The following is a 25,597-nucleotide window of genomic DNA, read 5'->3' on the forward strand; positions in this document are numbered from 1 at the left end:
GCATACAAGATAGTCGCCACGCATGCCGCCGAAAGCGCGGCCAATGCGGCGGAAGCCGAGTTCCATGCCGGCTGGTACGCGCTGCGTGGCCTGAACGATCCCAAGCTCGCGGCGACGCATTTCGCGCGTATCGCCGACCTTGCCCAGGGACCGATGACCCTGTCGCGCGCCTATTACTGGCTCGGCCGCGCGGCGGAAGTCGGAGGCCCCGGCAATGCCAAGGATTATTTTGGACGTGCGGCGACCTACGGCACCACGTTTTACGGCCAGCTCGCCGCCGAACGTGTCGGCCGGCAGGCGCTCAACATCGTCTATCCCCAGCCAAGTGCCGCCGACCGGCAGAGCTTTGCCGGCCGCGAGGCCGTCTCCGCCATCAAGCGACTGCAGGAGGCGGGCTACGACCGCTATGCCGAAACGCTCTACCGCGACCTTGCCGGCCAGTTGACCAGTCCGGGTGAACTGGCGCTGCTCGCCGTCCTGGCGGAAAAGCAGGACAACCATTTCATGGCGCTGAAAATCGGCAAGATCGCCGGAGCGCGGGGCATCGACGTCGGAGCGCTGTCGCATCCGCTCGGCGTCATCCCCGATTCGGCCAATATTTCCGGTTCCGGCAAGGCCCTGGCCTACGCGATCGCCCGCCAGGAAAGCGAATTCAATATCGGGGCCATATCCAGTGCCGGCGCGCGCGGGCTGCTGCAGCTGATGCCGGCAACCGCCAGGCAATTGGCGAAGAAGGCTGGATTGCAGTTTTCGCAGACCAGGCTGACAACCGACGCCGCCTATAATGCAACGCTTGGTTCGGCCTTCCTCGGCGAACAGCTGGATCGCTTCAACGGCTCGTACGTATTGACCTTCGCGGGCTACAATGCCGGCCCGGCCCGGGCCGGCCAGTGGGTGGCGAAATATGGTGACCCGCGCGGCAGGGACATCGATGCGGTGGTGGACTGGATCGAACGGATTCCCTACACGGAAACAAGAAGTTACGTGCAGCGCGTGATGGAGAACTACGAGGTCTACAAGATGCGTATCTCCGGCAAGTACGACATCATCGGCGATCTCGTGAACGGGCGCGGCTGAAGCTTTTGCTCTTTCTTCGTGAGGAGAAGGAGGAGCCTTCCCATTTGACCCTCCCGCGCTCCGTCCATAGCAGACGTGGACGATCCGCGGCCAAGGAGCCCGTCCCATGTCGAGCAACCCAGGTTTCTCCGACTTCTTCTATGCCGCGCCAGATGGGCTGAGACTTCACGCGCGGGTCTACGGCGAAGCGAATTCCGCACATTGGCCGGTCGTCTGCCTGCCTGGCCTGACACGTAATGCGCGGGATTTTCACGAGCTGGCGCTCTATCTCTCAACGCGATCCGCCTTGGCGCGCAAGGTCATCGCCTTCGACTATCGCGGACGCGGACAGTCGGCCTACGATCCCGATGTCAATCACTATAATGTCGGCGTCGAGGCGGGGGACATCCTTGCCGGGCTGACGGCGCTCGGCATCGATCAGGCGGCCTTCATTGGCACCTCGCGCGGCGGGCTGATCATCCATGTGCTTGGCGCGATGCAGCCGGCGGCACTGAAAGCCGTCGTGCTCAACGACATCGGGCCAGTGATCGAAGCCGCCGGCCTTGCCCATATCCTCACCTATCTTGATCCCACGCCAAAACCGAAGAGCCGTGCCAAGACTGTCGATGCCCAGCGCGACACGCATGGCGGCGACTTTCCCGCCCTCGCTTCGGCGGATTGGGAGCGGATGGCGTCAGCGCTCTATCGCGAGACGGATCAGGGGCTGATGCCGGATTTCGACCCGAGGCTGGTTGAAACGCTCGCCGCCCTCGACCTAAGCAAGAAACTGCCGGATTTGTGGGCGCAATTCGAGGCGCTGGCCGCCATGCCTATGCTGGTCATACGCGGCGCCAACTCGAGACTTTTGTCCGTCGAGACGCTTGAAGAAATGAAGAAGCGCCACCCAAACCTCGAGGCGATCACGGTCGAGGGCCAAGGCCACGCGCCTTTCCTCGAGACCGGCAGCCTGCCCAGCGCCGTTGCTGTTTTTCTCGATCGCGCCGAGAGGCAATAAGCGGCAAATAAGCCCCAAGACCAGATCAGATCCCGGGGCTGTTACGGCAGCAAAGGCAAGCTGTCGGAACTACTTGGCCTTGGAGCTTTTGCGGGTCGCTTTTGGCGGCGCCTTCGCCGAAGCGCCCTCATCCGCCTGCTTCCGCTTCGCCGACGGCGTCGTCACCGGCGACGAAAACAGAGAGCTTTCCGCGCTGCCGGCCGGTTGCTCGCCGCGAGGCTTCTCCAGCACGACAACGCAGCCATCGAGATCATTGGTGGCCAGATGCGCGTAGCGCATGGTCATCGACAAGGTCTGATGGCCAAGCCACATCTGAACGCGGCGGATGTCGATGCCGCCCTGGACAAGACGCGAAGCGCAGGTGTGGCGCAGGATGTGCGGCACGACCTGGTCGTCGGCACCGAGGCCGACTTCCGCCTTGGCATCGTTCCAGATGGCGCGAAATTGTGCCTGGCTGAGCTTGGTGAACGGCCCCTTAGGCCGGCGCCCTTCGGCCGGAGGCAGCTTGATGACCTCCTTGACCCGCTCGGTCATCGGAATGGTGCGGCTGCGACCGGACTTGGTGATCCAGAAGGAGACGCGATGTTCCTGGATATCGTTCCAGATCAGCCCGAGCGCCTCTCCGAGGCGGCATCCGGTGTCGACCAGGAAGACGGAAAGCCGGTAAGCATCCTCGCTGCGGCTCTTGATAGCGGCAAACAGCCTTGCCTCTTCCTCCCTCTCGAGGAAACGAATTCGTCCCGCCCGCTCCTTCTGGCGGCGAAACTCGGGCAGGCTGTAGATATCTCCCATCTTGTAAGCCTTGCGCAGCAGTTTGCTGAGAGCAGCCATCTTTCGATTGATGGTCGCGTTGCTGTTGCCGCGCTGGCGCAAGGTGCCGATAAGGTTGTCCAGGGTACTCTGGTCAAAGGCGCTGAAACGCTCCCCAAGGAGGATCTCGTCTATCTCGCCGATGAAGGAGCTGACATTATATTTATGTCGCCCATCATCCCACAATATGTCTCGATAAGCTGAAAAAAGCTCTCCGACCCGGTATGACTTTACTTCTCTTATCTTGTTATATGTGTAGTTGATCTTCGAGTTCTGAGAAGAAAAACGTCGAAAACTGATCAGAGGGGTATCCCTCTTGAATCGCTTCGTTGGTCATTATCCGTCACTCCCCCGAGTGGATTGGGATCAGCCCTATCCGCTTGGGAGCGTCCTTTCAAGAGATTAAATCACGCAGTTGTGATCTCACCCGCCCACCGCGGATCCCACGAGACCAACCTACGGATCTGTTCAGCTACCGATTCCCCCTCTTTCCTTGGTTTGCGTTGACCCAGTCACGAAACAAAAACAGCCCGGGCGTTTGTGCGCCCGGGCTGGATTTCATCTGTAAGGAACCAGCCCTTAGAAAGAGCGTTGGAAGCGGAGGATACCGGCGACGTTGCTCTTCTTGGTCGCACCGACCCAGCCTTGCGACAGGTCGTCAGCACCGCCGACGTTCTGGTAATCGACTTCGGCCGTGACCGTGAAGCCAGGAACAACGTCATAGGCGATGTTCGCAGCGATGCCGAGGTTCTTCCAGTCGTCATACGAGATCTGAGCGTTGAACGAGGTCTTCTCGTTGAACTTGTAGGTGCCACCGCCCCACACTGCCCAGTTGCCGCCCCACTGCTTGTAGAAGCCGCGGCCGGTACCGAAGTCGTTGAGGTTGTCGTCCGAGCCATAGCCGCCCATGATCCAGAGCGACAGCTCGTTGGAGACGTTGACGTCCAAACGAACCTTGCCGGCAACTTCTTCGTAGTTGCTGTCATAGGAAACGACGCCGGTGAGAGCGCCCCAGCCCTGGGTCCACTTCAGACCGCCGACAACATGCGGAACGTAGCTGTCGATGGTATCGGCACCTGCGCCTTCTTCCAGCGAGACCACAGCCGAGAAGCCGTTGCCGGCGTCAAAGTAGTACTGAACGACGTTGGTGTCGAAATTGCCGTAGGGGACGATCGTGTCCTCAATGACGTTGCCGGCGTAGCCGATGAACGTATCGAAGGCCGATTCATCCTTACCAACGCGGAGACCACCAAGCTGGATCCAGGCGAAATTCAGCGAAACGCCCTTGTTGTGCGCCTCGAACGTGCCAGTCTGCGGGAAGTCATAGTCGCCATAGTTGTTGCCGAAGTTGAAGCGGGTCTCGGTATAGGTCTTCAACGTGCCGAGTTCGGTTTCCTGGCCGGTCCAGGTCTTCAGCGTGAAGCGGGCGTTCTTCCAGTAGGTGTCGTGATCGCCATCGCCCATATGGTCCGGAACGTTCTGGGCGCCACCGAATGCGCCGGCATCACCCACGCCGATGTCGTAGCGGACATAGCCGCCGATGCGCAGGCAGGTCTCGGTGCCGGGGATGTAGAAGTAGCCAGCGCCGTAGACGTCGCAAATCTTGACGTATTCAGCGGGCTCCGGCTCGGCGACGACGACGGCGTCGGCGGCGCGCGCACCGGAAACTGCGATCAGGGCCGCAGCGGAGCCGAGAAGAAGGCTCTTGATGTTCATTTTCTGACCTCCAGTCAGAATCGAACCGAATGACGGCCCTATCAACGCCAGTTCAGGCATCAACTAATTGAGATAATTAAGTTGTTTCGGAGGCCAGGTGGATTTCGCGCTGTCGTGCGAATAGTCACCAAAGACGTTTGTTGGCGAAGGCGTGCCCGGAGCCGGATTTCAGATAGCGCTTGAATGAAGCCGCCTTGGCTTGGTCGGAGAAAGCTACATAGGTGACGATCCGCCAGGGCAGAAACTTAGACGTGTGGGTGGATTTTCCGGTATTGTGCTCGGCGATCCGGCGCTTCAGGTCGGATGTGATGCCGACATATCGCTCGCTATCCATAGGCCCTCCTTCGCCGAGGCTTCGGAGGGCGTCCTGCTTCGCGGGAATGTCTGGGCTTGTCCTGCGAAGCCCGAAGGGCGAAGCAGGATGGCGGAGAGGATGGGATTCGAACCCACGAGAAGCTTTTGACCTCTACTCCCTTAGCAGGGGAGCGCCTTCGACCACTCGGCCACCTCTCCGTTGAGCCGCTGGATAAAGAAAAGCGCCGGCACAATCAACAAGCCCGCATCATTAATATAGAAAATAACGGCGCTCTGTCGCCGCGGATTTCCGCGATGGGGCGGTAATGCGGCAAATCCCTGGCAGGTGACTCGCGGCCTCGCCACGATTCCATCGGCCGAATGCCGGATTCGGCCGGAAATAGCCGGCTGCGGCGGGCCCGATGGTTAACGAGAGCTTTCTGAGTGAGGCCAAATCGTGTCATTTGTGCAACAACGCTGGGGGATAGCAGCCGAACAGCCCTTTCGCCGGTACGATCGTTGTTGAACGCCGCCGGCTCATGGGTAATGTCGAGTTCGAAGGAGCGGCGCGGTGCGCATCTTTTTCGGTAGTGGGGATGGGGCAGGGAACGCTGTCCTTCAGCAAAGAATACCCAGACCCGTTTTTTAACTTTTGACTGGAGGTCAGAAAATGAACATCAAGAGCCTTCTTCTCGGCTCCGCTGCGGCCCTGATCGCAGTTTCCGGTGCGCGCGCCGCCGACGCCGTCGTCGTCGCCGAGCCGGAGCCCGCTGAATACGTCAAGATTTGCGACGTCTACGGCGCTGGCTACTTCTACATCCCCGGCACCGAAACCTGCCTGCGCGTCGGCGGCTATATTCGTGAGGATATCGGTGTGGGCGACGGTGGCTCGTTCGATGGCGTCAATCACGTCACGGACCACCAGCACGGTGATGACGACTCGACCTACTGGAAGCAGACCCGCTTCACGCTGAAGACCTGGACTGGCCAGGAAACCGAACTCGGTACGTTGAAGACCTACACTGAGTACCGCATCAACTTCGGCAACAGCTACGGCGACTATGGCACCCCTGGTCTCGCAGGCAACACCGAAGCGAACCCTAACGCTGGCGGCGACGGCTGGCAGGCGCGCAACAAGACCAGCGCCTTGGAATTTGCCTGGATCCAGCTCGGCGGTCTGCGTGTCGGCGCTGACGAATCGGCCTTTGATACGTTCATCGGCTACGCCGGTAACGTCATCAACGACACGATCGTCCCTTACGGCAATTTCCAGACCAACGTCATCCAATACTACTTCGACGCTGGAAACGGCTTCTCGGCCGTGGTCTCGCTGGAAGAAGGCTCCGGTGAGGTTGGCACCATCGACAGCTATGTTCCGCATGTCGTCGGCGGTGTGAAGTGGACACAGGGCTGGGGCGCCATCACCGGCGTCGTCGCCTATGACAGCAACTACGAAGAAGTCGCCGGCAAGGTTCGCCTGGACGTCAACGTATCCAACGAACTGTCGCTGTTTGCCATGGTCGGCTATGGCTCGGACAACAACCTCAACGACCCGACCAACAACATCGATGCGCTCGGCCGCGGCTTCTACAAGCAGTGGGGCGGCAACTGGGCAGCATGGGGCGGCGGCACCTACAAGTTCAACGAAAAGACATCGTTCAACCTCCAGGCGTCGTATGATGACTGGAAGGACATCGGTGTCGCGGCGAACGTCGCCTACACCGTCGTTCCCGGCCTCACCGTCACGGCGGAAGTCGACTGGCAGCGCGTCGGCCAAGGCGCCATCGACAACCAGTCCGTGTGGGTCAACGCGACCAAGAAGGACAACGTCGGCGGTCTCCTCCGCTTCCAACGCGACTTCTAGTCAATTCGCCTTGGCGAAATCAAACCCGGCGGGCAACCGCCGGGTTTTTTTAGGCCGCTTGCAACTATCGCAGGTAAGGGGCCTCCGTCGTGCGCAGAAAGTCAGTTCGAACAACTGAGAACGGCTAGCCTTCAGCCAAATCCCCCAAGGCTTCGATCAATGGCCGAAGCCTGCCTTCGTAGTGCTTCCAACGCTTGACCGATGATTTGTAGATCGGCTGACGAACCTGCCAGTGGCTGAGGGTTCTGACGGAGCCAGCCCTTTCGAAGAAACGGAGGCAGGCGTCGTGCCACTCCAAACCCAGATGCTCCACAAGCCGACGGGACTGCCCCTCCTGGTCGGAAACAAGGTCTTCATAGCGATTCTCGAAAATGCGTCCCGGAAAAATCGACTTCCAATAGCGCATCAGGCGATCGTACTCGCGGTAGTAAAGCCCAAGCACCGCAAGGTCCGAATTATACTTATGCGCGTCGTTAAGATTCGAGGTGAAGCAAGAAAAACAATTATCAACGGGATCGCGTACGCAATGAACAATCCGTGCGTTAGGGAAGAGAAGGGCGATGAGGCCCACAAGTTCGAAATTGTGAGGCATCTTATCGACGATTCGCAATGCTTCGGGCGCGTTGAGACGCAAGCTGGATAGATATTCACCGGCGAGCGCCTTGGATTGCGTTCGCGTCATCGACATGACTGGTCGTCCCAATGGGCGTCCCGGCTGCAGTTTAAGACCGTTGGCAACCGCGACTCGCCCCAGCTTGGAGTGTTCGCCCGCGCCGTGGACATCGGGATGGCTCGAGCAGATCTGTTCCGTCAGCGTCGTGCCAGAACGCGGCATTCCAAGCACGAATACAGGCGTCTCAGATGGATCACCATATCCCACCCTCGCCGCGAAGAACTCCGGACTGAACAGCTCGATCCACGCATCGACCTGTCGACCGTAGGATTCAATGTCAAAATCGAACCCCTTGTTCGTTGCGGCTCTGAGAAAATGGTCCATGGCCTCATCGTGGCGACCAAGATCATCCAAGACCTTACCGGCGGCCATATGAAGCTGGTAGGGCTCATCGGCGGGATTCGCCGTTTTTTGAAGCTCGTCCAGAATGGCTTTGAGTTCGGGTGGCTCGGCGGAGAATTTTCGAACCGCTACAAGCGTATTGTAGGACGACGGCACGCTCATGCGCCTGTCGATGCTCTCCTTCAGGCAAACCGTAGCTTCGTCCATGCGGCCGAGGGCAACGAGAGTATTCGCAAGGGCCGTCCGGACGAATGCGTTGTCGGGGTCAATTTTGAGCGCTTTTTCATAGAGCGGCACAGCCACGTCCGCCTTTTCGAACATGAAATATGCTTCGCCAAGTCGACGAAGAGCATCCGTGAGATCGGGCTTCAGCTCGCAGGCGCGCTGCAAATGATGAATCGCAAGCGGATAATCCGCGACCTTTAGAAAGGCCTCCCCCAGACTGAGCTGATAGTATGGATTTTTCGGCTCCTTCGCTGCCGCGCGGGCGAAATACTTGATCGCCAGTTCGTCGTCGAAACCGAGCCCCAGCGTGCCAAGAATGTAGAGGGCAAGCGCGTGATTGGGCGAGCGCGTCAGAACACGATGGCAGAGTTCTTCGGCTTCCGGCAGCCGTCCAGCTTTCTGTAGTTCCAGCGCTTGTCTAAGCAGCATGTCATCGGTTGGCCCAAGCAACGATCCAGGCTTAGCCGGTTGGGCGAAGGGTCTGGCCTTTTGCACTGGCTGTGCCTTGAGATGCTTGGACCAGGTTGGGGGCAGCCGTGAGTTCATCGTGCCTCGCTAGCAAAAACGGCCGACAGAATCCAGCATGGGATAGACCACCGGCCGTTACCTGGAGACTTCCCAGAACTATTTGATACCGAAATCTTTCTCCCCTACGCCTGCAGATCTGATCCAGTCCTGCACTCGCGTGCATCCACCCGCTTAACGGATTTAGGCCAGAGGGGCAGGACGTCTCGCGCAGCCACGGCCAAATCTCGACATCGTTCCGGCGCAAGCGTGCCAGACTAAGTCTCAGCCAAGTCTCCAAGGGCCTCAATCAGCGGCAGGATTGAACTTCCATAGCCCTTCCAGCGATTGATAGACGAGGTGTAGATCGGTTGTCGAACCTGCCAGCGGCTAAACGTGTTCACCGAACCTGGCTTGTCAAAGAACCGCAGACAGGCGTCGTCCCAGGGCAGCCCCAGATGGTCGATCAAGCGGCGCGATTGCGCTTCCTGGTCGGAGACCATGTCCTCATAGCGGGTCTCAAGGATTTGGCCTGGAAAGACCTTATCCCAGTGCCGCATAAGCCGGTCGTATTCGCGATAATACAGTCCGAGCATATGGAGATCCGCGGTATAACTATTGTCGTCATTGAAACCCAGGAAATAACACGAGAGGCAGTTGTCGATAGCATCTCGACGGCAGTGAATGATGCGTGCCTTGGGAAACAGAAGCCTTATAAGGCCGATAAGTTCGAAATTATGCGGCAATTTGTCGACGATACGCTGGGCGTTGGGGGACCGTTGACGGATATGGGCAAGATAGTCTTCAGCCAAAGCCTTCGACTGATTCACCGTCATGGTCAGGATCGAGCTTCGCAATTCTTCGGGCGAGCGCGTTTTGGGCGCGAGACTGTTTGTGATGCGCCGGAGTTTTGTCAGCTCGCCAGCGCCATAAGCATCCGGGTGGCTCGCACAGATTTGCTCGGTCAAAGTGGTGCCTGAACGTGGCATGCCAAGCACGAAGACAGGCACTTCCGAAGAGCTTCCATGTCCTGTCTTGGCGGCCAACATCTCGGGGCTGAACAGTTCGATCAAGAAATCGATGCCGCGGCGGTAAGCCTCAAGGTCAAAGCCGCAGGTCGAGCGCTTTGCCTGCTGAAAATGGCCCATCGCCTCGTCATAGCGCCTGATATCGTTGAGCACCTTCCCGGCCGCGTAGTGGAGTTGTTGTATACTTTTGTTATCAAGCGCCGGATTCTTCAGTTCAGCCAGAATGGATTTTAACTCCGTCGGCTCTTCCTTGAATTTTCGTATACCGACCAGGCCGTTGTAAGCAGCGGCGACATCCTGGCCACGGGCGATCGCCTCTTTCATGTAGTTTGCCGCCTCATCCATCCGGCCGAGGCTTACAAGCGCGTTGGCCAACCCTATTCGGATAGCGGAACGGCCGCCATCGATCTTGAGCGCTTTCTCATAGAGGGGCACCGCGAGGTCGGCTTTGCCGAATCCGGTGTAGGCGCGGCCCAGCGCATAAAGCGCCTCGACCCAGTCGGCCTTCAATTCGCAAGCACGCTCGAAATGCCTGATTGCATCCGTATGCTCGCCGACTTTCAAATAGGTTTCACCCAGGGTCAGATGGTAATGCGGATTTTGAGGTGCCTCCTTTACCGCTCGCTCAAAACAGCGAATGGCCATCTCGTCATCCAGCCCGAGCGCAAAGGTTCCAAGCAGATACAAGGCAAGGGGGTGTCGCGGGGCATGAGCCAATACACGCTGACACAGCGCCTCCGCCTCCGGCAACCGATTTGCCCGATGAAGTTCTACCGCCCGCCTGAGCAGTGCGTCATCGGCCTGCGCATGTGATAGCGGCCCCGCTTTGGGTTCGGCGATTTTCGACTGCGGGCTTTTCGGTCCGGACGGAGTTTTCAGATGCTTGGACCAGGCAGGCGGCAGACGATTGTTCATCGTGTCTGGCTACCAAAAAGACACGGCCGAATCCAGCATGACAAATTGCTGCCTGCGAGCAACTTGCACCTAATAAGCCGGCGCGTTAGCAAGAAGGCCCCTTCCAAGCGAGCTTCCGCCATGCCTCAGCGCCCTGCCCTCTCACCCCTCATCGCAGCGCTTCCGTCGACCGTGCCGTTTGTCGGCCCCGAAGCGCAGGAGCGTGAGCGCGGGCGCGCTTTCCGTGCCCGCATCGGCGCCAATGAGAGCAGTTTTGGCCCCTCGCCGCGCGTGATCGCCCGCATGGAGAGCGTCGCGCGCGACCAGTGGATGTATTGCGACCCCGACAATTACGATCTGAAGGTCGCGGCTGCGGCGCATCACCATGTGGCGGTCGAAAATATCGTTGTCGGCGAAGGCATTGACGGTCTGCTCAGCCTGGTGGCGCGCATGTACGTGGCGCCTGGCGATGCCGTGGTCACCTCGCTCGGCGCCTATCCGACCTTCAACTTCCACATTGCCGGTGTCGGCGGCCGGCTGGTGACCGTCCCTTACGAGAATGACAGGGAAAGCCTGGACGGTCTGCTCGCGGCAGTCGTCAGGGAGAAGGCGCCGCTGGTCTATCTGTCCAACCCGGACAATCCGATGGGCAGTTGGTGGGAAGCCGACGAGGTCATCCGCTTCATGCAAGCCTTGCCGGAAACCACCATGCTGGTGCTCGACGAGGCCTATGGCGAATTGGGACCAGCCTCGGCCCTGCCGCCGATCGACATCTCGCGGCCGAACGTCATCCGCATGCGAACCTTTTCGAAGGCCTATGGACTTGCCGGAATACGCTGCGGCTATGCCGTCGCCGAGACGCAAGTGATCAGCGACTTCGAGAAGATCCGCAACCACTATGGCGTCAGCCGCATGGCGCAGATCGCCGGCGTCGAGGCGCTCGCCGACCAGGCCTATCTCGAGACGGTGGTGGCCCGGGTCGCAGCCGGACGTCGGCGCATTGCCGATATCGCCGAACAGAACGGGTTGAAGCCGCTCGCCTCGGCGACCAATTTCGTCACCATCGACTGCGGCCATGACGGTGCTTTTGCCCTGAAAGTGCTGCAGGGGCTGTTGTCGCGCGACGTCTTCATCCGCAAGCCGATGGCGCCACGGCTCGACCGCTGCATCCGCGTCAGCGTCGGTCTCGCCCACGAACTGGACATCTTCGCCGAGGAATTGCCTGGCGCCTTGGCAGCGGCGCGCGGAAACTAGGGCACTTCGCGGCGCTCGGGAGCCATCGCGGCGCCGAGCAGATGTCCGGCACGCGCCAGCACATCCGACAATTCCGCGGCTTCCCTGTCATTCAAGCCCGCGGTCAGGCGGGCCAGATCACGATCCGTGGCCGCATGAAGTGCCGCAAGCGCGGCCTGGCCGCGCGCGGTGAGCGAAAGAACGCGCGGCCGGAGTGGCGCGGGACCGGTACACATCTCGGTCAGGCCGGCGGCAGAGAATTTGGAACGGAGGCCCTCGATTTTCATCGGGGTCACCGTTTCAACCGTTGCCTTCGTTCGATGCTGCGCCAGACTCTATGGAACGGGAGCGAGCCATGAATGAACGGAAAAGGGCAGTGCAGGCGCACATATACGGCACGGTCCAAGGGGTCGGCTACAGGGCGTGGACGCGCGATGAAGCGACAAGGCTCGGGCTGTTGGGCTGGGTGCGCAACGAAAGAGACCGCTCGGTGACGGCATGGCTTACCGGCGCCGACGCGCCGATTGCGGCCATGATTGAACGGCTTCGGCAAGGCCCGCCTGGCGCGGCTGTCTCTCGCATCGATGTGGAAGAGCTGGAAACCTGGGCCACGCCTGGAGATTTCAGGATCATCGGATAGACGGATTTCCGCCCGCTTGAATTAATTGAACGTTTGTTTTATTATTCTGCTGTCAACGAGGCGACGATGGCGCGCACCACAGGATCACACGGCGAGCGAACCGAAGCGGCAGTCCGTGAAGCGGCGGCCACCCTGATTGCGCGTTACGGTTATGAAGCAATGTCGATGCGCCAGCTGGCCGCCGAGGTCGGCGTGCAGGCGGCCGCGCTCTATCGCTATTTTCCGACCAAGGAAGACCTGCTGTTCACGCTGATGCGCGACCATATGCAAGCGCTTCGCGAGGCCTGGGAGCGTTCCAGGCCGGCCGACGCGGATCCGGTGCGGCAGCTTGCCGCCTATGTGCGCAACCACATCGCCTTTCATATCGGGCGCCGCCACGCCACGCATGTGTCGAACATGGAATTGCGCAGCCTGTCGCCCGACAGGCTGACACAGATCCTGCGCATGCGCACGGCCTACGAAAAGGACCTGCGTTCGATCCTGCGCGATGGCGCCGAGGCGGGTATTTTCCGCATCGAGGACACCGGCCTGACGGCCATGGCTCTGATCCAGATGACGACCGGCGTCATCGTCTGGTTCCGGCCGGGCGAGCGATTGTCGATCGCCGAGGTCACGCAGACATACCTTTCGATGACAATGCGCCTGGTCGGCGCGAACATCGGCGTTGGTACCGGGGAGGAACGGCATGTACACGAACACGCTCAGCTTCGGGCATGATGAGGACGTCGAGGCGTTGCGCGACCTGGTGCGGCGCTTCGCCCAGGACAGAATCGCGCCGATAGCCGCCGACATCGACCGGGAGAACGAATTCCCGGCGCATCTATGGGGAGAACTCGGCACTCTTGGCCTGCTCGGCATAACCGCCGATCCCGATTTCGGCGGCAGCGGCATGGGCTATCTCGCCCACGTGATCGCGGTCGAGGAGATTTCGCGCGCCTCAGCATCGGTCGGCCTTTCCTACGGCGCCCACTCCAATCTCTGCGTCAACCAGATCAACCGCTGGGCAACGCCGGCACAGAAGGAAAAATACCTGCCGCCGCTATGTTCGGGCGAGCACGTCGGCGCGCTTGCCATGTCCGAGCCCGGCGCCGGCTCCGACGTGGTGTCGCTCAAGTTGCGCGCCGAAAAGCGCAATGATCGCTATGTGCTCAACGGCACCAAGATGTGGATCACCAACGGCCCGGATGCCGAAACGCTGGTCGTCTACGCCAAAACCGACCCGGACCGGAAATCGCGCGGCATCACCGCCTTCATCGTCGAAAAGGCGATGCCGGGGTTTTCGGTGGCGCAGAAACTCGACAAGCTCGGCATGCGGGGGTCCAACACCGGCGAACTGGTCTTTTCGGACGTCGAGGTGCCGTTCGGCAATGTGCTGCACGAGGAAGGACGCGGCGTCGAGGTGCTGATGTCCGGCCTCGACTATGAGCGCACCGTGCTTGCCGGCGGCCCGATCGGCCTGATGGCGGCCTGCCTCGACGTAGCGATCCCCTATGTTCACGAGCGCAAGCAGTTCGGCCAGCCGATCGGGGAATTCCAGCTGGTGCAAGGCAAGCTTGCCGACATGTATACGGCGATGAACGCCGCGCGTGCCTACGTGTACGCCGTCGCCGCCGCCTGCGACCGCGGCCAGACCAGCCGCAAGGATGCAGCCGGATGCGTGCTGTTCGCCGCCGAGAAAGCGACGCAAATGGCACTCGACGCGATCCAGCTGCTTGGCGGCAACGGCTATATCAACGACTATCCGACCGGTCGGCTTTTGCGCGACGCGAAGCTCTACGAGATCGGCGCCGGCACCAGCGAGATCCGTCGCTGGCTGATCGGCCGCGAGATCATGGCGGAGGGGGTGTAGCATGGCTATCCTCCAAACCCAGATCTCGCCCTCCTCCGAAACCTTCCGTGCCAATGCCGAGCGCATGCGGGCTCTGGTTGCCGACATCGCTGAAAAGGCCACGACAGTCGAGCGCGGCGGCTCGGATGAGGCCCGCGATCGCCATGTCGGTCGTGGCAAGCTGCTGCCGCGCGAACGCCTGGCGCAATTGCTGGACACCGGTTCGCCCTTCCTCGAGATCGGCCAGTTTGCGGCATGGTCCATGTATGGCGAGGAGATTGCGTCGGCTGGCCTGATCGCCGGCATCGGCCGCGTCGAGGGCACCGAGGTGATGGTCGTTGTCAACGACGCCACGGTGAAGGGCGGCACCTACTATCCGCTGACGGTGAAGAAGCATCTGCGCGCGCAGGAGATCGCGCTGCAGAACAATTTGCCATGCGTCTATCTGGTCGACAGCGGCGGCGCCAATCTGCCCAACCAGGACGAGGTCTTTCCCGACCGCGAGCATTTCGGCCGCATCTTCTACAACCAGGCCAACATGTCGGCTGCCGGCGTTCCGCAGATCGCCTGCGTCATGGGCTCCTGCACCGCTGGCGGCGCCTATGTGCCGGCGATGTCGGACGAGACGATCATGGTGCGCAACCAGGCGACCATCTTCCTCGGCGGACCGCCGCTGGTGAAGGCGGCCACCGGCGAAGACGTCAGCGCCGAGGAATTGGGCGGCGCGGATGTACACACCAGGCTTTCCGGCGTCGCCGATCACTATGCGCTGGACGATGAGCACGCGCTGGCCGTTTGCCGGCGTATCGTCAAGAACCTCAATCGAAACAAGACGGTAGGCCTGAACTTACAGAAATCGATTCCGCCGCTTCATCCCGCGGATGAGCTCTATGGCATCGTCCCGACCGACCTGCGCCAGCCCTATGACGTGCGCGAGGTGATCGCGCGCATCGTCGACGGCTCCGAATTCGATGAGTTCAAGCAGAACTACGGCACCACGCTGATCACCGGTTTCGCCCACCTCCATGGCATGCCGGTCGGCGTCATCGCCAACAATGGCGTGCTGTTTTCCGAAAGCGCGCTGAAGGGCGCGCACTTCATCGAGTTGTGCTGTCAGCGCAAGATTCCGCTGGTTTTCCTTCAGAATATCACCGGCTTTATGGTCGGCCGCAAATACGAGGCAGGCGGCATCGCCAAGGACGGCGCCAAGCTGGTGATGGCGGTGGCGACCGCCAGGGTGCCGAAGGTGACCGTCATCATCGGCGGTTCATTCGGCGCCGGCAACTACGGCATGTGCGGCCGCGCCTACTCACCGCGCTTCCTGTGGATGTGGCCGAACGCGCGCATCTCGGTGATGGGCGGCGAACAGGCGGCAACCGTGCTCGCCATGGTCAAGCGCGAAGGCATCGAGCGAAAGGGCGGCGAGTGGAGCGCCGAGGAGGAAGCGAAATTCAAGAAGCCGATCCTGATGAAATACGAGCATGAGGGCCATCCGCTCTACTCGTCCGCCCGCCTCTGGGACGACGGCATCATCGATCCGGCGAAGACGCGCGAGGTGCTGGCGCTCAGCCTGTCCGCCGCGCTCAACGCCGAGATCGAGGAGACACGCTTCGGCGTGTTCAGGATGTGAGATGAGCAAGGCCCAAGACAGGATCCAAGTCCACACCGGGGACATCACGAAGCTCAACGTAGACGCCATCGTCAATGCCGCCAACACTTCGCTTCTTGGTGGCGGCGGCGTCGACGGCGCCATTCATCGCGCGGCAGGCCGCGAGCTCGAATTCGAGTGCCGGATGCTCAATGGCTGCAAGGTCGGCGATGCCAAGATAACCAGGGGTTACAAGCTGCCGGCTCGACACGTCATCCATACTGTCGGGCCCGTCTGGCAGGGCGGCGGTAAGGGCGAAGCCGAGCTGCTGGCCTCTTGCTATCGCAGGTCGCTGGAACTCGCGACCGCCAATGATTGCCGTTCGGTGGCGTTTCCCGCGATCTCGACCGGTGTTTACCGCTACCCGAAAGACGAGGCGACCGAAATCGCCGTCTATGAGGTCAATGACTTCATCAAGCACAACGCGCTTCCCGAAATCGTTGTTTTCTGCTGCTTCGACGAAGCGATGGCGGAACTATACCGTCAACATCTTGCAACATTGGGTGGAGATTGAATTTTATAGGCCAGGCCTTTCGTTCGCTCACGAAATCGCGAGCTCATCCCGCAGCTCTGGCGGCGCCGGAGAATATTCGCTATCGCTCCTGCTGCACTTTGCAATGGGGATGGGGTGAGAATGAAACGGAAATATTCACGGAATGTGTCTACTTTAATACTTTCGGCATTGCTGCTAACCGCCGCGCATGGCGCGGGCGTGACCGGATCGCTGGCGGGAAGCGAGGGAGACAAGCGTTTCCCGCCCTATTTGCCCCGAAACTCGAAAGATCCATGTACCAAGACCTACAAGGCCTATGTGGGGGCCGGCGGCCATTCGGCCTACGCCACCACGCCCTATGCCCGGATCATGTCATCATACATAATCTGCGGCGGGCATCTGAACGCGCCGTCACAAAGGGCAGCGGAAGAACTGGCTATGAAATCCTGTCTGGCCACGCGCGCGCACTACAAGGTAACCACCGGCGGCGCCTGCGAGATCGCCGCTTCGAAATAGGCCGGTGCCCGCCAAAATGGCGCCGCCCGATACTGACCCGGGAGGCTCCATGTTCACGAAAATCCTGATCGCCAATCGGGGCGAGATCGCTTGCCGCGTCATCCGCACGGCTCGCAAGCTCGGCGTGCACACTGTCGCCGTCTATTCGGATGCCGACGCGAGATCCCTGCATGTCGAGATGGCCGACGAGGCGGTCCATATCGGTCCTTCGCCCGTCGGCGAGAGCTATCTGCGCGGTGACAGGATTGTCGCCGCGGCCCTGGCCACGGGTGCGCAGGCTATCCATCCCGGTTACGGCTTCCTGTCGGAAAACCCCGATTTCGTCGACCAGGTGGTGGCGGCCGGCCTCATTTTCATCGGCCCGTCGGCGACCTCGATCCGCGCCATGGGGTTGAAGGACGCCGCCAAGCGGCTGATGGAAAAAGCCGGCGTTCCGGTCGTTCCGGGCTATCATGGCGAGGCGCAGGAAATCGTGCTGCTTGCGTCAAAGGCCCGCGAGATCGGCTATCCCGTGCTGATCAAGGCGCGCGCTGGCGGCGGCGGCAAGGGCATGCGCCGCGTCGAGCATCCCGATGACTTTTCCGAGGCACTCTCCAGCGCCCGGCGCGAAGCAAAGGCCGCTTTCGGCGACGACCGCGTGCTGGTCGAGAAATATGTCGACAAGCCGCGCCATATCGAAGTGCAGGTGTTCGGCGATAATTTCGGCAATGCGGTGCATCTCTACGAGCGCGACTGTTCGGCGCAACGCCGCCACCAGAAGGTAATCGAGGAGGCCCCCGCCCCCGGCATGACGCCGGCTTTGCGCAAGGCAATGAGCGAGGCGGCGGTAAAAGCCGCCAGAGCAATCAACTATTCCGGCGCCGGCACCATCGAATTCATCGTCGACGCCTCGCAAGGCCTCGAGGCCGATCGCTTCTGGTTCATGGAAATGAACACCCGGCTGCAGGTCGAGCATCCGGTCACCGAGATGGTCACCGGCACCGATCTCGTCGAGTGGCAGTTACGGGTCGCCGGCGGCGAAAAACTGCCGAAGACGCAGAGCGAGATCACGCTTTGCGGCCATGCTTTCGAGGCGCGCATCTATGCCGAGGATGCGGCCAAGGGGTTTCTGCCGGCGACAGGCACGCTGCACCACCTGAAGTTTCCCGACGCGGCGCCCGACGGGGCAACAATGCGCATCGAGACCGGCGTGCGGGCTGGCGATGCCATCTCGCCCTACTACGACCCGATGATCGCGAAGCTGGTCGTCCATGCCGGAGACAGACGGCAGGCGCTGGAAGCGCTCCGCACCGCGCTCGCGCAAACCGAGATTGCCGGCTCCACCGTCAACACCGCTTTTCTTGCCGCTCTTGCCGCCGATCTGGATTTTGCGGCTGAAGACATCGATACCGGCCTGATCGGCAGACACCAGGAGGCGCTGACGGCGGTCGCGCCGCCGACCGGCGAGATCATCGCGGCTGCCGCCCTGGCGGCCTCGGGTGCCGGAGCATTGCCGCCCTCGAACGACCCATGGTCGGCACTCGCCGGCTATGCGCATTTCCACGGCGTGGCGCGGCGCATGCGGCTGACGTTCGGCGACGAAGCCATTCAGGCAAGGATTTCAGTGCGATCGGACGGGCGCTTCCAGGTGGCGCTCGATGCGCTTTATGACAACACCAATTCGCATGATATTCGCGCCGTTCCCCGCCTCGCCCGCTGGCCTGGCCACATCACCGTGTTCGAAGGCGCCGTCGGCTATACTTTCGCGGTGCCGGACCCCTTGGCCAGGAGCGATGAAGCGGCCGCCGCCACCGGCAGCCTGCGCGCACCGATGCCGGGCCTGGTCAAGCTTGTGCGCGTGGCGAAAGGCGACGCTGTGATCAAAGGACAACCTCTGCTGATCCTCGAGGCGATGAAGATGGAGCACACCATCGCCGCCCCGCATGACGGGGTGATCGCCGAGGTCGCCGGGGAAGGCGCACAGGTCACCGACGGGACAGTGCTGGTGCGGTTCGCCGAGGACCAGAACGCGTCCACCGCGGCCGCCGGCGGATAGAAGGAGCGCACCGCGGACCGCAAACGGAAATGGCCAGGACGAACCCGGCCATTCCCTTGGAGTACCCGACTGCCAGGGCGATTACTGCGCGATCGGCGCGTACTTGCCGTCATGCCACTGGTTGATGTCGTAGCTGGCATTCTTGAGGTCGCCCTTCTCGTCGAAGGTGACGTCGCCGACAACGGTGCTGATCGCCGTGCCATTCTTCAGCGCCTCGGCAACCTTGGCCGGATCGTCGCTGCCGGCACGCTTGATGCCTTCGGCGAATGCCTGGACCACGGCATAGGAGAACAGCGTGAAGCCTTCCGGCACGAAGCCGCCGGCCTTGATCTTCTCGACGGCTGCCTTGGCTTCCGGCTTTGCCTGCGGATCCGACGGGAACACGAACATCGTGCCCTCGCCGGCCGGGCCGGCAACCTGCCAGAATTCCGGCGAAGCGATCGAGTCCGGCATGATCAGCTGGAACTTGAAATTCTGTTCCGCCGACTGACGCAGGATCAGGCCAGCTTCAGGATGATAACCGCCGAAATAGACGACATCGGCCTTGAGATCCTTCAGCTTGGTGACAAGCGCCGAATAGTCCTTCTCGCCGGGGTTGATGGCGTCATAATAGACCTCCTTGAGGCCACCGGTATTCATGGTCGCCTTGACGGCATCAGCCACGCCCTGGCCGTAAGCGCTCTTGTCGTGCAGGATGACGACGTTCTTGCCGGCGTATTTCTTGGCGATCCACGGGCCGATGAAGGCGCCCTGTGCGTCGTCACGCGTATAGAGACGCATGATCGTCGACCAGCCGGCCTTGGCGGCCGCATCGGTCAGCACCGGGTTCGAGGAAGCCGGGCTCATCATCAGCGCGCCGGCTTCGGCATAGACCGCCGAGGCCGGAATGCTGGAACCCGAGCAGGCATGCCCGTCGATGAACTTGACGCTGTTGGCGACGATGCGATTGGCGACCGACACCGCCTGCTTGGGATCGCACTGGTCGTCCTCGATGTCGAGCTTGATCTGGGAACCGTTGACGCCGCCAGCCGCGTTGATGGCATCGGCGGCGGCCTGTGCGCCCTGCTTGAACTGATCGCCGATGGTGGCGAGCTGTCCGGTCATCGGGCCGACCACTGAGATGGTGATGTCATCGGCGAACGCGACCGGCGCGCTCATCATCAGGCCGAAAATGGCCGCGCTCAAAACACTCATTTTTTTCATGACAATAGAACTCCTCCACTCACGCGCGGCCGCCCGGCCGCGCTTCTTCCAGAGAGGCGGGACAATTTCATCCTTCATCGGACCTGTCTAGGCGCATTGGCGCCACTCGATTAGGCCTGCGCGGCCTCATCCACGCAAAAAGCCACGCCAGCCTTGTTCCGGCCGGTCGTGGCTTTTTTTGCCGGTCAGGCTGTTTCCCCGGCGCCCCCGCGCTGTGAACCCAACCCACCTTCCCTGTCTTCATGTTGGCCATGATCCTTCCGAAAACCGGAGTCTTCGGGATCATGGTCCGTTGCGCGGCTTGGACCTGTCGGCGTGCCGCATTCTCGTTGTCGATGGCCGTGGCCTGGCTGTCTGCGCAGCCTTTTCCCTGTTGGCCCGACCGTCTTTCTGCGGTCTTGGCCGGAGCGTCTCCGTCTGGCGGAACTCAGTGCATGGTCATCCATTCGCGGGCTTCGCGCAGCGCCTTGGCGATCTCGACCTTCGACATGGCCGCCGAGAGTTCCGAGCGCAACTCGGCGGCGCGGGCCGATCCCTTGATGGCGGCGATGTTGAACCATTTGTGGGCGGCAACGACGTCGGTTTCGCAATCGCGGCCGGTCGCATACATCATGCCCAATTCGAAAAGAATGTCGGCCTGGGCAGTTGCCCCCATGGCGCCGAAGCCTGCTTCAAGCATTTCAAAACGTGCCATTTTTAGTCCCCTGTCTGGCTCCCGAGAGCTGCCTCCGTTCGTCTTGTCCGGGCCGCTCTTTCGATGCTTTCGAGAATGCCGCGCAGGCTTGAATCCGTCGTTAAATGGCGTGCTTAATTTGAGGAAAACAAAGCTAAAACAAGAGGTAAACGCGAAAATTCGTTAAGGATACGAAGCCAGCAATTCAGCTGGTTTTCGCCAAATTTGCCGAAAATTTTCGAGCGCGCGGTCAACACTCTGCTAACCCTAGAAAGCAAACACGAGGCGCTGGTCGTTTTCATTTCCGGGCCGACAGGGCGAATTCAGGCGCTTTCGAAATGCCAAAACCTTCCGTCGCGGCACCGCTTTCGTTTTGACGGAAGCTGGATTAGCTTACGTTTGCGTAAGCGGCAGACCGGCGAGGCGGAGCATCCGGCCGGCTATCCAAAGGGAGGAAGACATGTCTCGAAAAGTGAGCCTGGCCCTGGCGGCCACTTTGATCCTGAGCGGCGCGGCGTGGGCCGATCCGATCGAGGGCAACTGGAAAACGCAAGCCGGCGACACCGCTGCCATTTCAGGCAGCAGCTCGTTCTCCATCACGCTCAAATCAGGCAAATATGCCGGCAAGACCATCGGCTCGCTCAAGGCGGCCGGCGACAACAAATACACCGGCAACATCACCGATCCGGCAAATGACAAGACCTATTCGGGCAAGGCAACCTTGTCGGGCGCCTCGCTCAAGATGAGCGGTTGCGTGCTCGGCGGACTGATCTGCAAGAGCCAGACCTGGCACAAACTCTAGGCGACCATTTCCTTGTGATCTCTAGACGGGGCCTGGCGGGCCCCGTTTTCGTTCTGTCGATGAGCAGGCAGCGCTCGGTCGGCATTCTGGTTGCCGCAACCCAGTCAACATCCCTTCAATCAATTTGAACGGCAGATGAACGCCGGCATCAGAGCCGGTTCAGAGGCGTCAGGGCATTCTCATGCGTGTTGAAGGAGACACGGACCCAATGCTTGCTCGCCGCTTCACCATCGTCTGCCTGCTGATGAGCCTGTTTGGAATGTTCTTCGCCATCCTTGTCGCCGAAGCGGGCCGTTCCCCGCGCTCCTGGGACGGCGCCACCAGAATGTGCCATCTCGCCTGCCCGACCGATTTTCGTCACTGAAGCAGAGAACCCGGACCTCGAAAAGAAAAGCACAGAGATCATGAACCGCATCGCCGCCAACCTCTCCAAGACCCTCCGGCTCCTGCCGCGGGCGGCGCTCATCCTGATACTTCTGGCCGCTCCGGTCCTGGCGGTGCCGATGATGCGCGCCGATAGCGGCTCGACGATCGAGGCGCCGGCGCTCAGAAAGTCCGGCGTCGGGTTCGTGCTGCTGGTCAGCCTGCAGCGGGGTTGAAGAAAAAAGCGCGCTTTGAGCGCCTTCGGCGGCGAGCCCCCTCCCAACCGCCCGTCCAAGTCTCTATATTGAGCCATGGAAAAGCGAATCTATCCCCAAGCCATCGAATCTGTCGTCATGCCCGAGCCCTTTGGCCGGCAAAGCTTCGATAACGCCGAAAAGGCCGTTGCCGCGCTGCAGGTGCTCTACGACCGCAATACCAAGTTTCTGCGCGATTCCTTCGCGGCCCTAGCCGCCGGCGGCGACAGCAGCAAGCGCTACCGGGCCTTCTACCCCGAGATCGGCGTCACCACGAGTTCGTTCACCCAGGTCGACTCGCGCCAAGCCTATGGCCACATGCCAACACCAGGGCATTTCGCCACCACGGTTACCCAGCCGGACCTGTTCGAGACCTACCTCATCGAGCAGCTTCGGCTGATCATGCGCAATCACGGCGTGTCGGTAACCGTCTCGGAATCGACCACGCCGATCCCGCTGCATTTCGCTTTCCTGGAAGGCACCTATGTCGACGGCGCCGCTGCCGAACGCATCAAGCGGCCGATCCGCGACCTGTTCGACGTGCCGGATCTCGACGGCACCGACGATCAGATCGCCAATGGCACGTTCGAAGTGGCCTTCGGCGAGCCCCGGCCGCTGGCGCCGTTCACGGCGCAGCGCATCGACTATTCGCTGCACCGCATGACGCACTACACCGCAACCAGCCCGCAGCATTTCCAGAACTTCGTGCTGTTCACCAACTATCAATTCTATATCGACGAGTTCGTCGCCCGCGCCCGCGACCTGATGGAAAAGGGCGGTGACGGCTACACGGAATTTGTCGAACCTGGCAACGTTATCACCCGGGCCGGGCAGAGCGCGCCCAGCGAAGGCGTAGCGCCACAGCGCCTGCCGCAGATGCCTGCCTACCATCTGAAGAAGCCGAACCATGGCGGCATCACCATGGTCAATATCGGCGTGGGTCCTTCCAACGCCAAGACCATCACCGATCATATCGCGGTGCTTCGGCCACATGCCTGGGTGATGCTTGGTCACTGCGCCGGGCTGCGCAACACCCAGGCGCTCGGCGACTATGTGCTCGCGCATGCCTATGTGCGCGAGGACCACGTGCTGGACGACGATCTTCCAGTCTGGGTGCCGATCCCGCCGCTGGCCGAGATCCAGGTCGCGCTGCAGGAAGCCGTCGCCGAGGTCACCGGCCTGTCGGGCTATGATTTGAAGCGCATCATGCGTACCGGCACCGTCGCCACCATCGACAACCGCAACTGGGAACTGCGCGACCAGCGCGGACCGGTGCAGCGCCTGTCGCAGTCGCGCGCCATTGCGCTCGACATGGAATCGGCGACCATCGCCGCCAATGGCTTCCGCTTCCGCGTCCCCTACGGCACGCTGCTGTGCGTTTCCGACAAGCCGCTGCATGGCGAGTTGAAGCTGCCTGGCATGGCAACCGAATTCTACAAGCGGCAGGTGGCGCAGCACCTGACTATCGGCATCAGGGCGATGGAGAAGCTGGCGGAGATGCCGATGGAGCGGCTGCATTCGCGCAAGCTCCGGAGCTTTTCGGAAACGGCATTCCAGTAGGCGACCGCGAAGCCTCGGCGAGGCAATTCGTCGTCTTGCTCAGGCCGCAATTTGGCCGATAAGCAAATCCAACGGACCGACAGGCGGCATTCAGCGGATACAACCTCGCAGACACGACCTCAATGGCAACAGGCGCGCGCTTGAACATGACGGCTGGGCTGGCATTCCTGGCGATGACGGCATTGTCGGCCGCTTTGTTGGCCGGATTTTTCGGCGCACTGCACCCGGCGTTCGATTCCTTCTCGCATTTCCGCATTCATCTCAGCGTGTTGATGGCACTGCTGGCACTGCCGCTGCTCGCCAGCTCGTTTCGGCTGCAAGCCGCGGCTGGGCTGCTTTTTGCCATTTCATGCTTGGCCACAACGACGGGTGCGCTGCCCAAATGGTGGCCACAACAGGCGGTCGCCAAGCCGACCGGCCAGATCGTCTACAGCCTGCTGCAGATGAATCTGCGCTTCAACAACCCGACACCGAAGAAAGTGCTCTCACTGATCGGCCGCGCCAATCCGGACGTGATCACGCTCGACGAGGTGTCGCAGATGTGGACGACCGAGCTTGGCTACATCGCCAGCGCCTATCCCTACCGAATCCTCTGCCCCTACCCAAACGGCATGTTCGGCGTGGCGCTGCTGTCGCGCCGGCCCTTTGCCGCCGACGCCGCGCCGCGCTGCGAGCCGCGCGGCGCGATGGCCATCGCAACGGTCGACTTCGGCGGCACCGATGTCGATGTCGCCGCGATTCATTTGAGCTGGCCCTGGCCGAAGGAGCAATACTGGCAGATCGGCGAACTGGCGCAGCCACTGGCCGCGCTCGGCGAGACCGCGATCATGGCAGGCGATTGCAACGCCGTGCCGTGGAGTGCCGCGGTGCGGCGAGTCGCGGCTCTCGGCGGGCTGACACTCATACCTTCCGCCGGCCCGACCTGGATCCATCGGACGCTGCCGGACTTCCTGCGCCGCTATGCCGGCCTGCCGATCGATCAGGTGTTCAGCAAAGGCGGCGTGACGATCCTGTCTTCGACGCGGCTGGAAGATGCCGGCTCCGACCACCTGCCGGTGCTGGTCGAATTCTCGGTCCGGTCCGATGAGAAACAGCCTGAGGATGGGCACGCCACCGCGCTCGCGGCGCACGATTTGCCTGCTGAGCCGCACGGCTGACACGTCAACGAGTGGAGCACCCGCGCCGCGGCGAAGCGTTGAGATGGCGAACGGATTGCTTCGTTCAAGGTTTCCCGATCAGGGCAGCGATCAGATGTTCGACATGGCCGCCATCGCTATGCTCGCGCCGATCGAAGGCGTTTTGCCTCGCCTCATATTCTGCATAAACGGCCTTGATGCGAAGCCGAGCCTCGCGGCGCGCCTTGTCGCACGACGGGTCGTTGGCGACCCGCAGGCCAGTTATCGACCTTTCTGTCACGCGCATCATCTCCCTGGCGATGCGCCCATGTGTTTCCTCATGGGCGCGAACACCCGCGAAAAACCTGTTCCAACGCCTCTTCAACGTCGGCGCCATGGGCGAGCCAACGCGAGGGAAGGTGTAGAACAGATTGAGCGTGCCGTTGACCCGCCGCAGCCGGCAGACGCCGTTGTCCTGACCTCCGCCGAGATCCCAGTCGACCGTATAGGCGGTTGTGGCGATGGCATGCGTCATGAAGCCATGCTTGGGCCCCTTGCTGTCCATCGCGTCGATGAAGGCCGTACCCGAGTTTCCCGTGATGTCGTAGGTCCGCGTCTGGACGATTGCCCTGGTGCCGGCAAAGGCCTCAGGCGCGCACAGTGTCCCGATGACGGCGAGGCATGTCAGAACTGTCCGGCGCATCGGCCTTCTCCTTGTCCCGGAGAAGGGAACCATAAGCCGGTGATAGTTTCAACGGTTCTGCTGCGCTGCATGCTCTCGCAGCCAGAACTGCGCTGCAATTTTGCTGCCGC

The 25,597-nt window shown here is 61.3% G+C and carries 24 protein-coding genes, 1 tRNA gene and 1 pseudogene; 16 read left to right on the forward strand and 10 right to left on the reverse strand.

Annotation, left to right across the window (positions count from 1 at the left end; translation table 11 throughout):
* Positions 1 to 1,077, forward strand: a 1,077-nt coding sequence (locus FJW04_RS28300) for a lytic transglycosylase domain-containing protein (protein ID WP_140718081.1), incomplete at its 5' end; no start/stop codon positions are given.
* Positions 1,078 to 1,183: 106 nt separating this feature from the next.
* Entirely contained in the window at positions 1,184 to 2,071 is an 888-nt protein-coding gene (locus FJW04_RS28305) for an alpha/beta hydrolase (protein WP_140718083.1), read from the forward strand.
* 69 nt (positions 2,072 to 2,140) lie between these two features.
* On the opposite strand, the pseudogene FJW04_RS28310 reads toward FJW04_RS28305, so the two are convergent.
* The 4 genes and pseudogenes from FJW04_RS28310 to FJW04_RS28325 form a co-directional block, all read right to left on the reverse strand.
* Positions 2,141 to 3,218: pseudogene (locus FJW04_RS28310) on the reverse strand (site-specific integrase).
* Positions 3,219 to 3,460: 242 nt separating this feature from the next.
* Entirely contained in the window at positions 3,461 to 4,597 is a 1,137-nt protein-coding gene (locus FJW04_RS28315) for a porin (RefSeq protein WP_015318589.1), read from the reverse strand.
* Positions 4,598 to 4,721: 124 nt separating this feature from the next.
* The gene (locus FJW04_RS28320; RefSeq protein ID WP_140718085.1) at positions 4,722 to 4,931 is read right to left on the reverse strand and encodes a GIY-YIG nuclease family protein; all 210 of its coding nucleotides are present in this window, start codon (positions 4,929 to 4,931) and stop codon (positions 4,722 to 4,724) included.
* An 88-nt stretch (positions 4,932 to 5,019) separates the two neighbouring features.
* Positions 5,020 to 5,110, reverse strand: a tRNA-Ser gene (locus tag FJW04_RS28325).
* 451 nt (positions 5,111 to 5,561) lie between these two features.
* Between FJW04_RS28325 and FJW04_RS28330 the strand changes: the two genes are divergently transcribed.
* Entirely contained in the window at positions 5,562 to 6,755 is a 1,194-nt protein-coding gene (locus FJW04_RS28330; RefSeq protein WP_015318591.1) for a porin, read from the forward strand.
* Positions 6,756 to 6,879: 124 nt separating this feature from the next.
* Here FJW04_RS28330 and FJW04_RS28335 read toward each other — a convergent pair whose 3' ends face one another.
* The gene (locus FJW04_RS28335; RefSeq protein WP_140718087.1) at positions 6,880 to 8,541 is read right to left on the reverse strand and encodes a sulfotransferase; all 1,662 of its coding nucleotides are present in this window, start codon (positions 8,539 to 8,541) and stop codon (positions 6,880 to 6,882) included.
* Positions 8,542 to 8,777: 236 nt separating this feature from the next.
* Entirely contained in the window at positions 8,778 to 10,442 is a 1,665-nt protein-coding gene (locus FJW04_RS28340; protein WP_140718089.1) for a tetratricopeptide repeat-containing sulfotransferase family protein, read from the reverse strand.
* Between the two features lie 120 nt (positions 10,443 to 10,562).
* Between FJW04_RS28340 and FJW04_RS28345 the strand changes: the two genes are divergently transcribed.
* On the forward strand, positions 10,563 to 11,675 hold the full coding sequence (locus FJW04_RS28345; RefSeq protein WP_140718091.1) for a pyridoxal phosphate-dependent aminotransferase: 1,113 nt from the start codon (positions 10,563 to 10,565) through the stop codon (positions 11,673 to 11,675).
* Here the strand turns inward: FJW04_RS28345 and FJW04_RS28350 are convergent.
* Positions 11,672 to 11,941, reverse strand: a complete 270-nt coding sequence (locus FJW04_RS28350) for a hypothetical protein (protein WP_140718093.1) — start codon at positions 11,939 to 11,941, stop codon at positions 11,672 to 11,674. The two genes, FJW04_RS28345 and FJW04_RS28350, sit on opposite strands and share 4 nt — an antisense overlap.
* 68 nt (positions 11,942 to 12,009) lie before the next feature.
* Between FJW04_RS28350 and FJW04_RS28355 the strand changes: the two genes are divergently transcribed.
* From FJW04_RS28355 to FJW04_RS28385, 7 genes are all read left to right on the forward strand, one after another.
* Positions 12,010 to 12,294, forward strand: coding sequence for an acylphosphatase (locus FJW04_RS28355; protein WP_140718095.1), 285 nt, complete (start codon positions 12,010 to 12,012; stop codon positions 12,292 to 12,294).
* Between the two features lie 66 nt (positions 12,295 to 12,360).
* The gene (locus FJW04_RS28360) at positions 12,361 to 13,011 is read left to right on the forward strand and encodes a TetR/AcrR family transcriptional regulator (protein ID WP_140718097.1); all 651 of its coding nucleotides are present in this window, start codon (positions 12,361 to 12,363) and stop codon (positions 13,009 to 13,011) included.
* Positions 12,980 to 14,143, forward strand: a complete 1,164-nt coding sequence (locus tag FJW04_RS28365) for an isovaleryl-CoA dehydrogenase (RefSeq protein WP_140718099.1) — start codon at positions 12,980 to 12,982, stop codon at positions 14,141 to 14,143. Before FJW04_RS28360 ends, FJW04_RS28365 begins: the two co-directional genes overlap by 32 nt.
* Before the next feature lies 1 nt (position 14,144).
* The gene (locus FJW04_RS28370; protein ID WP_140718101.1) at positions 14,145 to 15,752 is read left to right on the forward strand and encodes a carboxyl transferase domain-containing protein; all 1,608 of its coding nucleotides are present in this window, start codon (positions 14,145 to 14,147) and stop codon (positions 15,750 to 15,752) included.
* Between the two features lies 1 nt (position 15,753).
* Complete coding sequence (locus FJW04_RS28375; RefSeq protein ID WP_140718103.1) at positions 15,754 to 16,284, forward strand: O-acetyl-ADP-ribose deacetylase; 531 nt, start codon at positions 15,754 to 15,756, stop codon at positions 16,282 to 16,284.
* Between the two features lie 120 nt (positions 16,285 to 16,404).
* Entirely contained in the window at positions 16,405 to 16,779 is a 375-nt protein-coding gene (locus FJW04_RS28380) for a hypothetical protein (protein ID WP_181173077.1), read from the forward strand.
* Positions 16,780 to 16,828: 49 nt separating this feature from the next.
* A complete protein-coding gene (locus FJW04_RS28385) occupies positions 16,829 to 18,814 on the forward strand; it encodes an acetyl/propionyl/methylcrotonyl-CoA carboxylase subunit alpha (protein ID WP_140718105.1) in 1,986 nt (661 codons plus the stop codon).
* Between the two features lie 81 nt (positions 18,815 to 18,895).
* Here the strand turns inward: FJW04_RS28385 and FJW04_RS28390 are convergent, their stop codons facing one another.
* The gene (locus tag FJW04_RS28390; protein ID WP_140718108.1) at positions 18,896 to 20,017 is read right to left on the reverse strand and encodes a branched-chain amino acid ABC transporter substrate-binding protein; all 1,122 of its coding nucleotides are present in this window, start codon (positions 20,015 to 20,017) and stop codon (positions 18,896 to 18,898) included.
* Between the two features lie 427 nt (positions 20,018 to 20,444).
* Entirely contained in the window at positions 20,445 to 20,711 is a 267-nt protein-coding gene (locus FJW04_RS28395; protein WP_010915070.1) for a sel1 repeat family protein, read from the reverse strand.
* 439 nt (positions 20,712 to 21,150) lie between these two features.
* Here FJW04_RS28395 and FJW04_RS28400 point away from each other — a divergent pair, with 439 nt between their 5' ends.
* The 5 genes from FJW04_RS28400 (at position 21,151) to FJW04_RS28415 (ending at position 24,826) form a co-directional block, all read left to right on the forward strand.
* Complete coding sequence (locus FJW04_RS28400; protein ID WP_140618524.1) at positions 21,151 to 21,492, forward strand: DUF2147 domain-containing protein; 342 nt, start codon at positions 21,151 to 21,153, stop codon at positions 21,490 to 21,492.
* A 208-nt stretch (positions 21,493 to 21,700) separates the two neighbouring features.
* A complete protein-coding gene (locus FJW04_RS30125) occupies positions 21,701 to 21,856 on the forward strand; it encodes a hypothetical protein (RefSeq protein WP_181166393.1) in 156 nt (51 codons plus the stop codon).
* A 40-nt stretch (positions 21,857 to 21,896) separates the two neighbouring features.
* Positions 21,897 to 22,091, forward strand: a complete 195-nt coding sequence (locus tag FJW04_RS28405; protein WP_015318605.1) for a hypothetical protein — start codon at positions 21,897 to 21,899, stop codon at positions 22,089 to 22,091.
* Positions 22,092 to 22,208: 117 nt separating this feature from the next.
* Positions 22,209 to 23,669, forward strand: a complete 1,461-nt coding sequence (locus FJW04_RS28410; protein ID WP_246674050.1) for an AMP nucleosidase — start codon at positions 22,209 to 22,211, stop codon at positions 23,667 to 23,669.
* A 146-nt stretch (positions 23,670 to 23,815) separates the two neighbouring features.
* Positions 23,816 to 24,826 carry an endonuclease/exonuclease/phosphatase family protein gene (locus FJW04_RS28415; RefSeq protein WP_181173079.1) on the forward strand — a complete coding sequence of 337 codons (1,011 nt, stop codon included), beginning with the start codon at positions 23,816 to 23,818 and terminating at the stop codon, positions 24,824 to 24,826.
* A 64-nt stretch (positions 24,827 to 24,890) separates the two neighbouring features.
* Here FJW04_RS28415 and FJW04_RS28420 read toward each other — a convergent pair whose 3' ends face one another.
* Complete coding sequence (locus FJW04_RS28420) at positions 24,891 to 25,487, reverse strand: DUF922 domain-containing protein (protein WP_140718115.1); 597 nt, start codon at positions 25,485 to 25,487, stop codon at positions 24,891 to 24,893.
* Between the last annotated feature and the right edge of the window lie 110 nt (positions 25,488 to 25,597).

Origin of the sequence: Mesorhizobium sp. B2-7-3, assembly GCF_006440715.1 — a bacterium.
GTDB classification, from domain to species: Bacteria; Pseudomonadota; Alphaproteobacteria; order Rhizobiales; family Rhizobiaceae; genus Mesorhizobium; species Mesorhizobium australicum.

Coding starts and splice junctions, on each gene's coding strand:
- FJW04_RS28370 (WP_140718101.1), top strand. CDS start 14,145: ATGGCTATCCTCCAAACCCAGATCTCGCCCTCCTCCGAAACCTTCCGT.
- FJW04_RS28340 (WP_140718089.1), bottom strand. CDS start 10,442: ATGAACAATCGTCTGCCGCCTGCCTGGTCCAAGCATCTGAAAACTCCG.
- FJW04_RS28410 (WP_246674050.1), top strand. CDS start 22,209: ATGCCCGAGCCCTTTGGCCGGCAAAGCTTCGATAACGCCGAAAAGGCC.
- FJW04_RS30125 (WP_181166393.1), top strand. CDS start 21,701: ATGCTTGCTCGCCGCTTCACCATCGTCTGCCTGCTGATGAGCCTGTTT.
- FJW04_RS28315 (WP_015318589.1), bottom strand. CDS start 4,597: ATGAACATCAAGAGCCTTCTTCTCGGCTCCGCTGCGGCCCTGATCGCA.
- FJW04_RS28380 (WP_181173077.1), top strand. CDS start 16,405: ATGAAACGGAAATATTCACGGAATGTGTCTACTTTAATACTTTCGGCA.
- FJW04_RS28355 (WP_140718095.1), top strand. CDS start 12,010: ATGAATGAACGGAAAAGGGCAGTGCAGGCGCACATATACGGCACGGTC.
- FJW04_RS28360 (WP_140718097.1), top strand. CDS start 12,361: ATGGCGCGCACCACAGGATCACACGGCGAGCGAACCGAAGCGGCAGTC.
- FJW04_RS28395 (WP_010915070.1), bottom strand. CDS start 20,711: ATGGCACGTTTTGAAATGCTTGAAGCAGGCTTCGGCGCCATGGGGGCA.
- FJW04_RS28420 (WP_140718115.1), bottom strand. CDS start 25,487: ATGCGCCGGACAGTTCTGACATGCCTCGCCGTCATCGGGACACTGTGC.
- FJW04_RS28330 (WP_015318591.1), top strand. CDS start 5,562: ATGAACATCAAGAGCCTTCTTCTCGGCTCCGCTGCGGCCCTGATCGCA.
- FJW04_RS28385 (WP_140718105.1), top strand. CDS start 16,829: ATGTTCACGAAAATCCTGATCGCCAATCGGGGCGAGATCGCTTGCCGC.
- FJW04_RS28415 (WP_181173079.1), top strand. CDS start 23,816: ATGACGGCTGGGCTGGCATTCCTGGCGATGACGGCATTGTCGGCCGCT.
- FJW04_RS28350 (WP_140718093.1), bottom strand. CDS start 11,941: ATGAAAATCGAGGGCCTCCGTTCCAAATTCTCTGCCGCCGGCCTGACC.
- FJW04_RS28335 (WP_140718087.1), bottom strand. CDS start 8,541: ATGAACTCACGGCTGCCCCCAACCTGGTCCAAGCATCTCAAGGCACAG.
- FJW04_RS28405 (WP_015318605.1), top strand. CDS start 21,897: ATGAACCGCATCGCCGCCAACCTCTCCAAGACCCTCCGGCTCCTGCCG.
- FJW04_RS28345 (WP_140718091.1), top strand. CDS start 10,563: ATGCCTCAGCGCCCTGCCCTCTCACCCCTCATCGCAGCGCTTCCGTCG.
- FJW04_RS28365 (WP_140718099.1), top strand. CDS start 12,980: ATGTACACGAACACGCTCAGCTTCGGGCATGATGAGGACGTCGAGGCG.
- FJW04_RS28400 (WP_140618524.1), top strand. CDS start 21,151: ATGTCTCGAAAAGTGAGCCTGGCCCTGGCGGCCACTTTGATCCTGAGC.
- FJW04_RS28390 (WP_140718108.1), bottom strand. CDS start 20,017: ATGAAAAAAATGAGTGTTTTGAGCGCGGCCATTTTCGGCCTGATGATG.
- FJW04_RS28320 (WP_140718085.1), bottom strand. CDS start 4,931: ATGGATAGCGAGCGATATGTCGGCATCACATCCGACCTGAAGCGCCGG.
- FJW04_RS28305 (WP_140718083.1), top strand. CDS start 1,184: ATGTCGAGCAACCCAGGTTTCTCCGACTTCTTCTATGCCGCGCCAGAT.
- FJW04_RS28375 (WP_140718103.1), top strand. CDS start 15,754: ATGAGCAAGGCCCAAGACAGGATCCAAGTCCACACCGGGGACATCACG.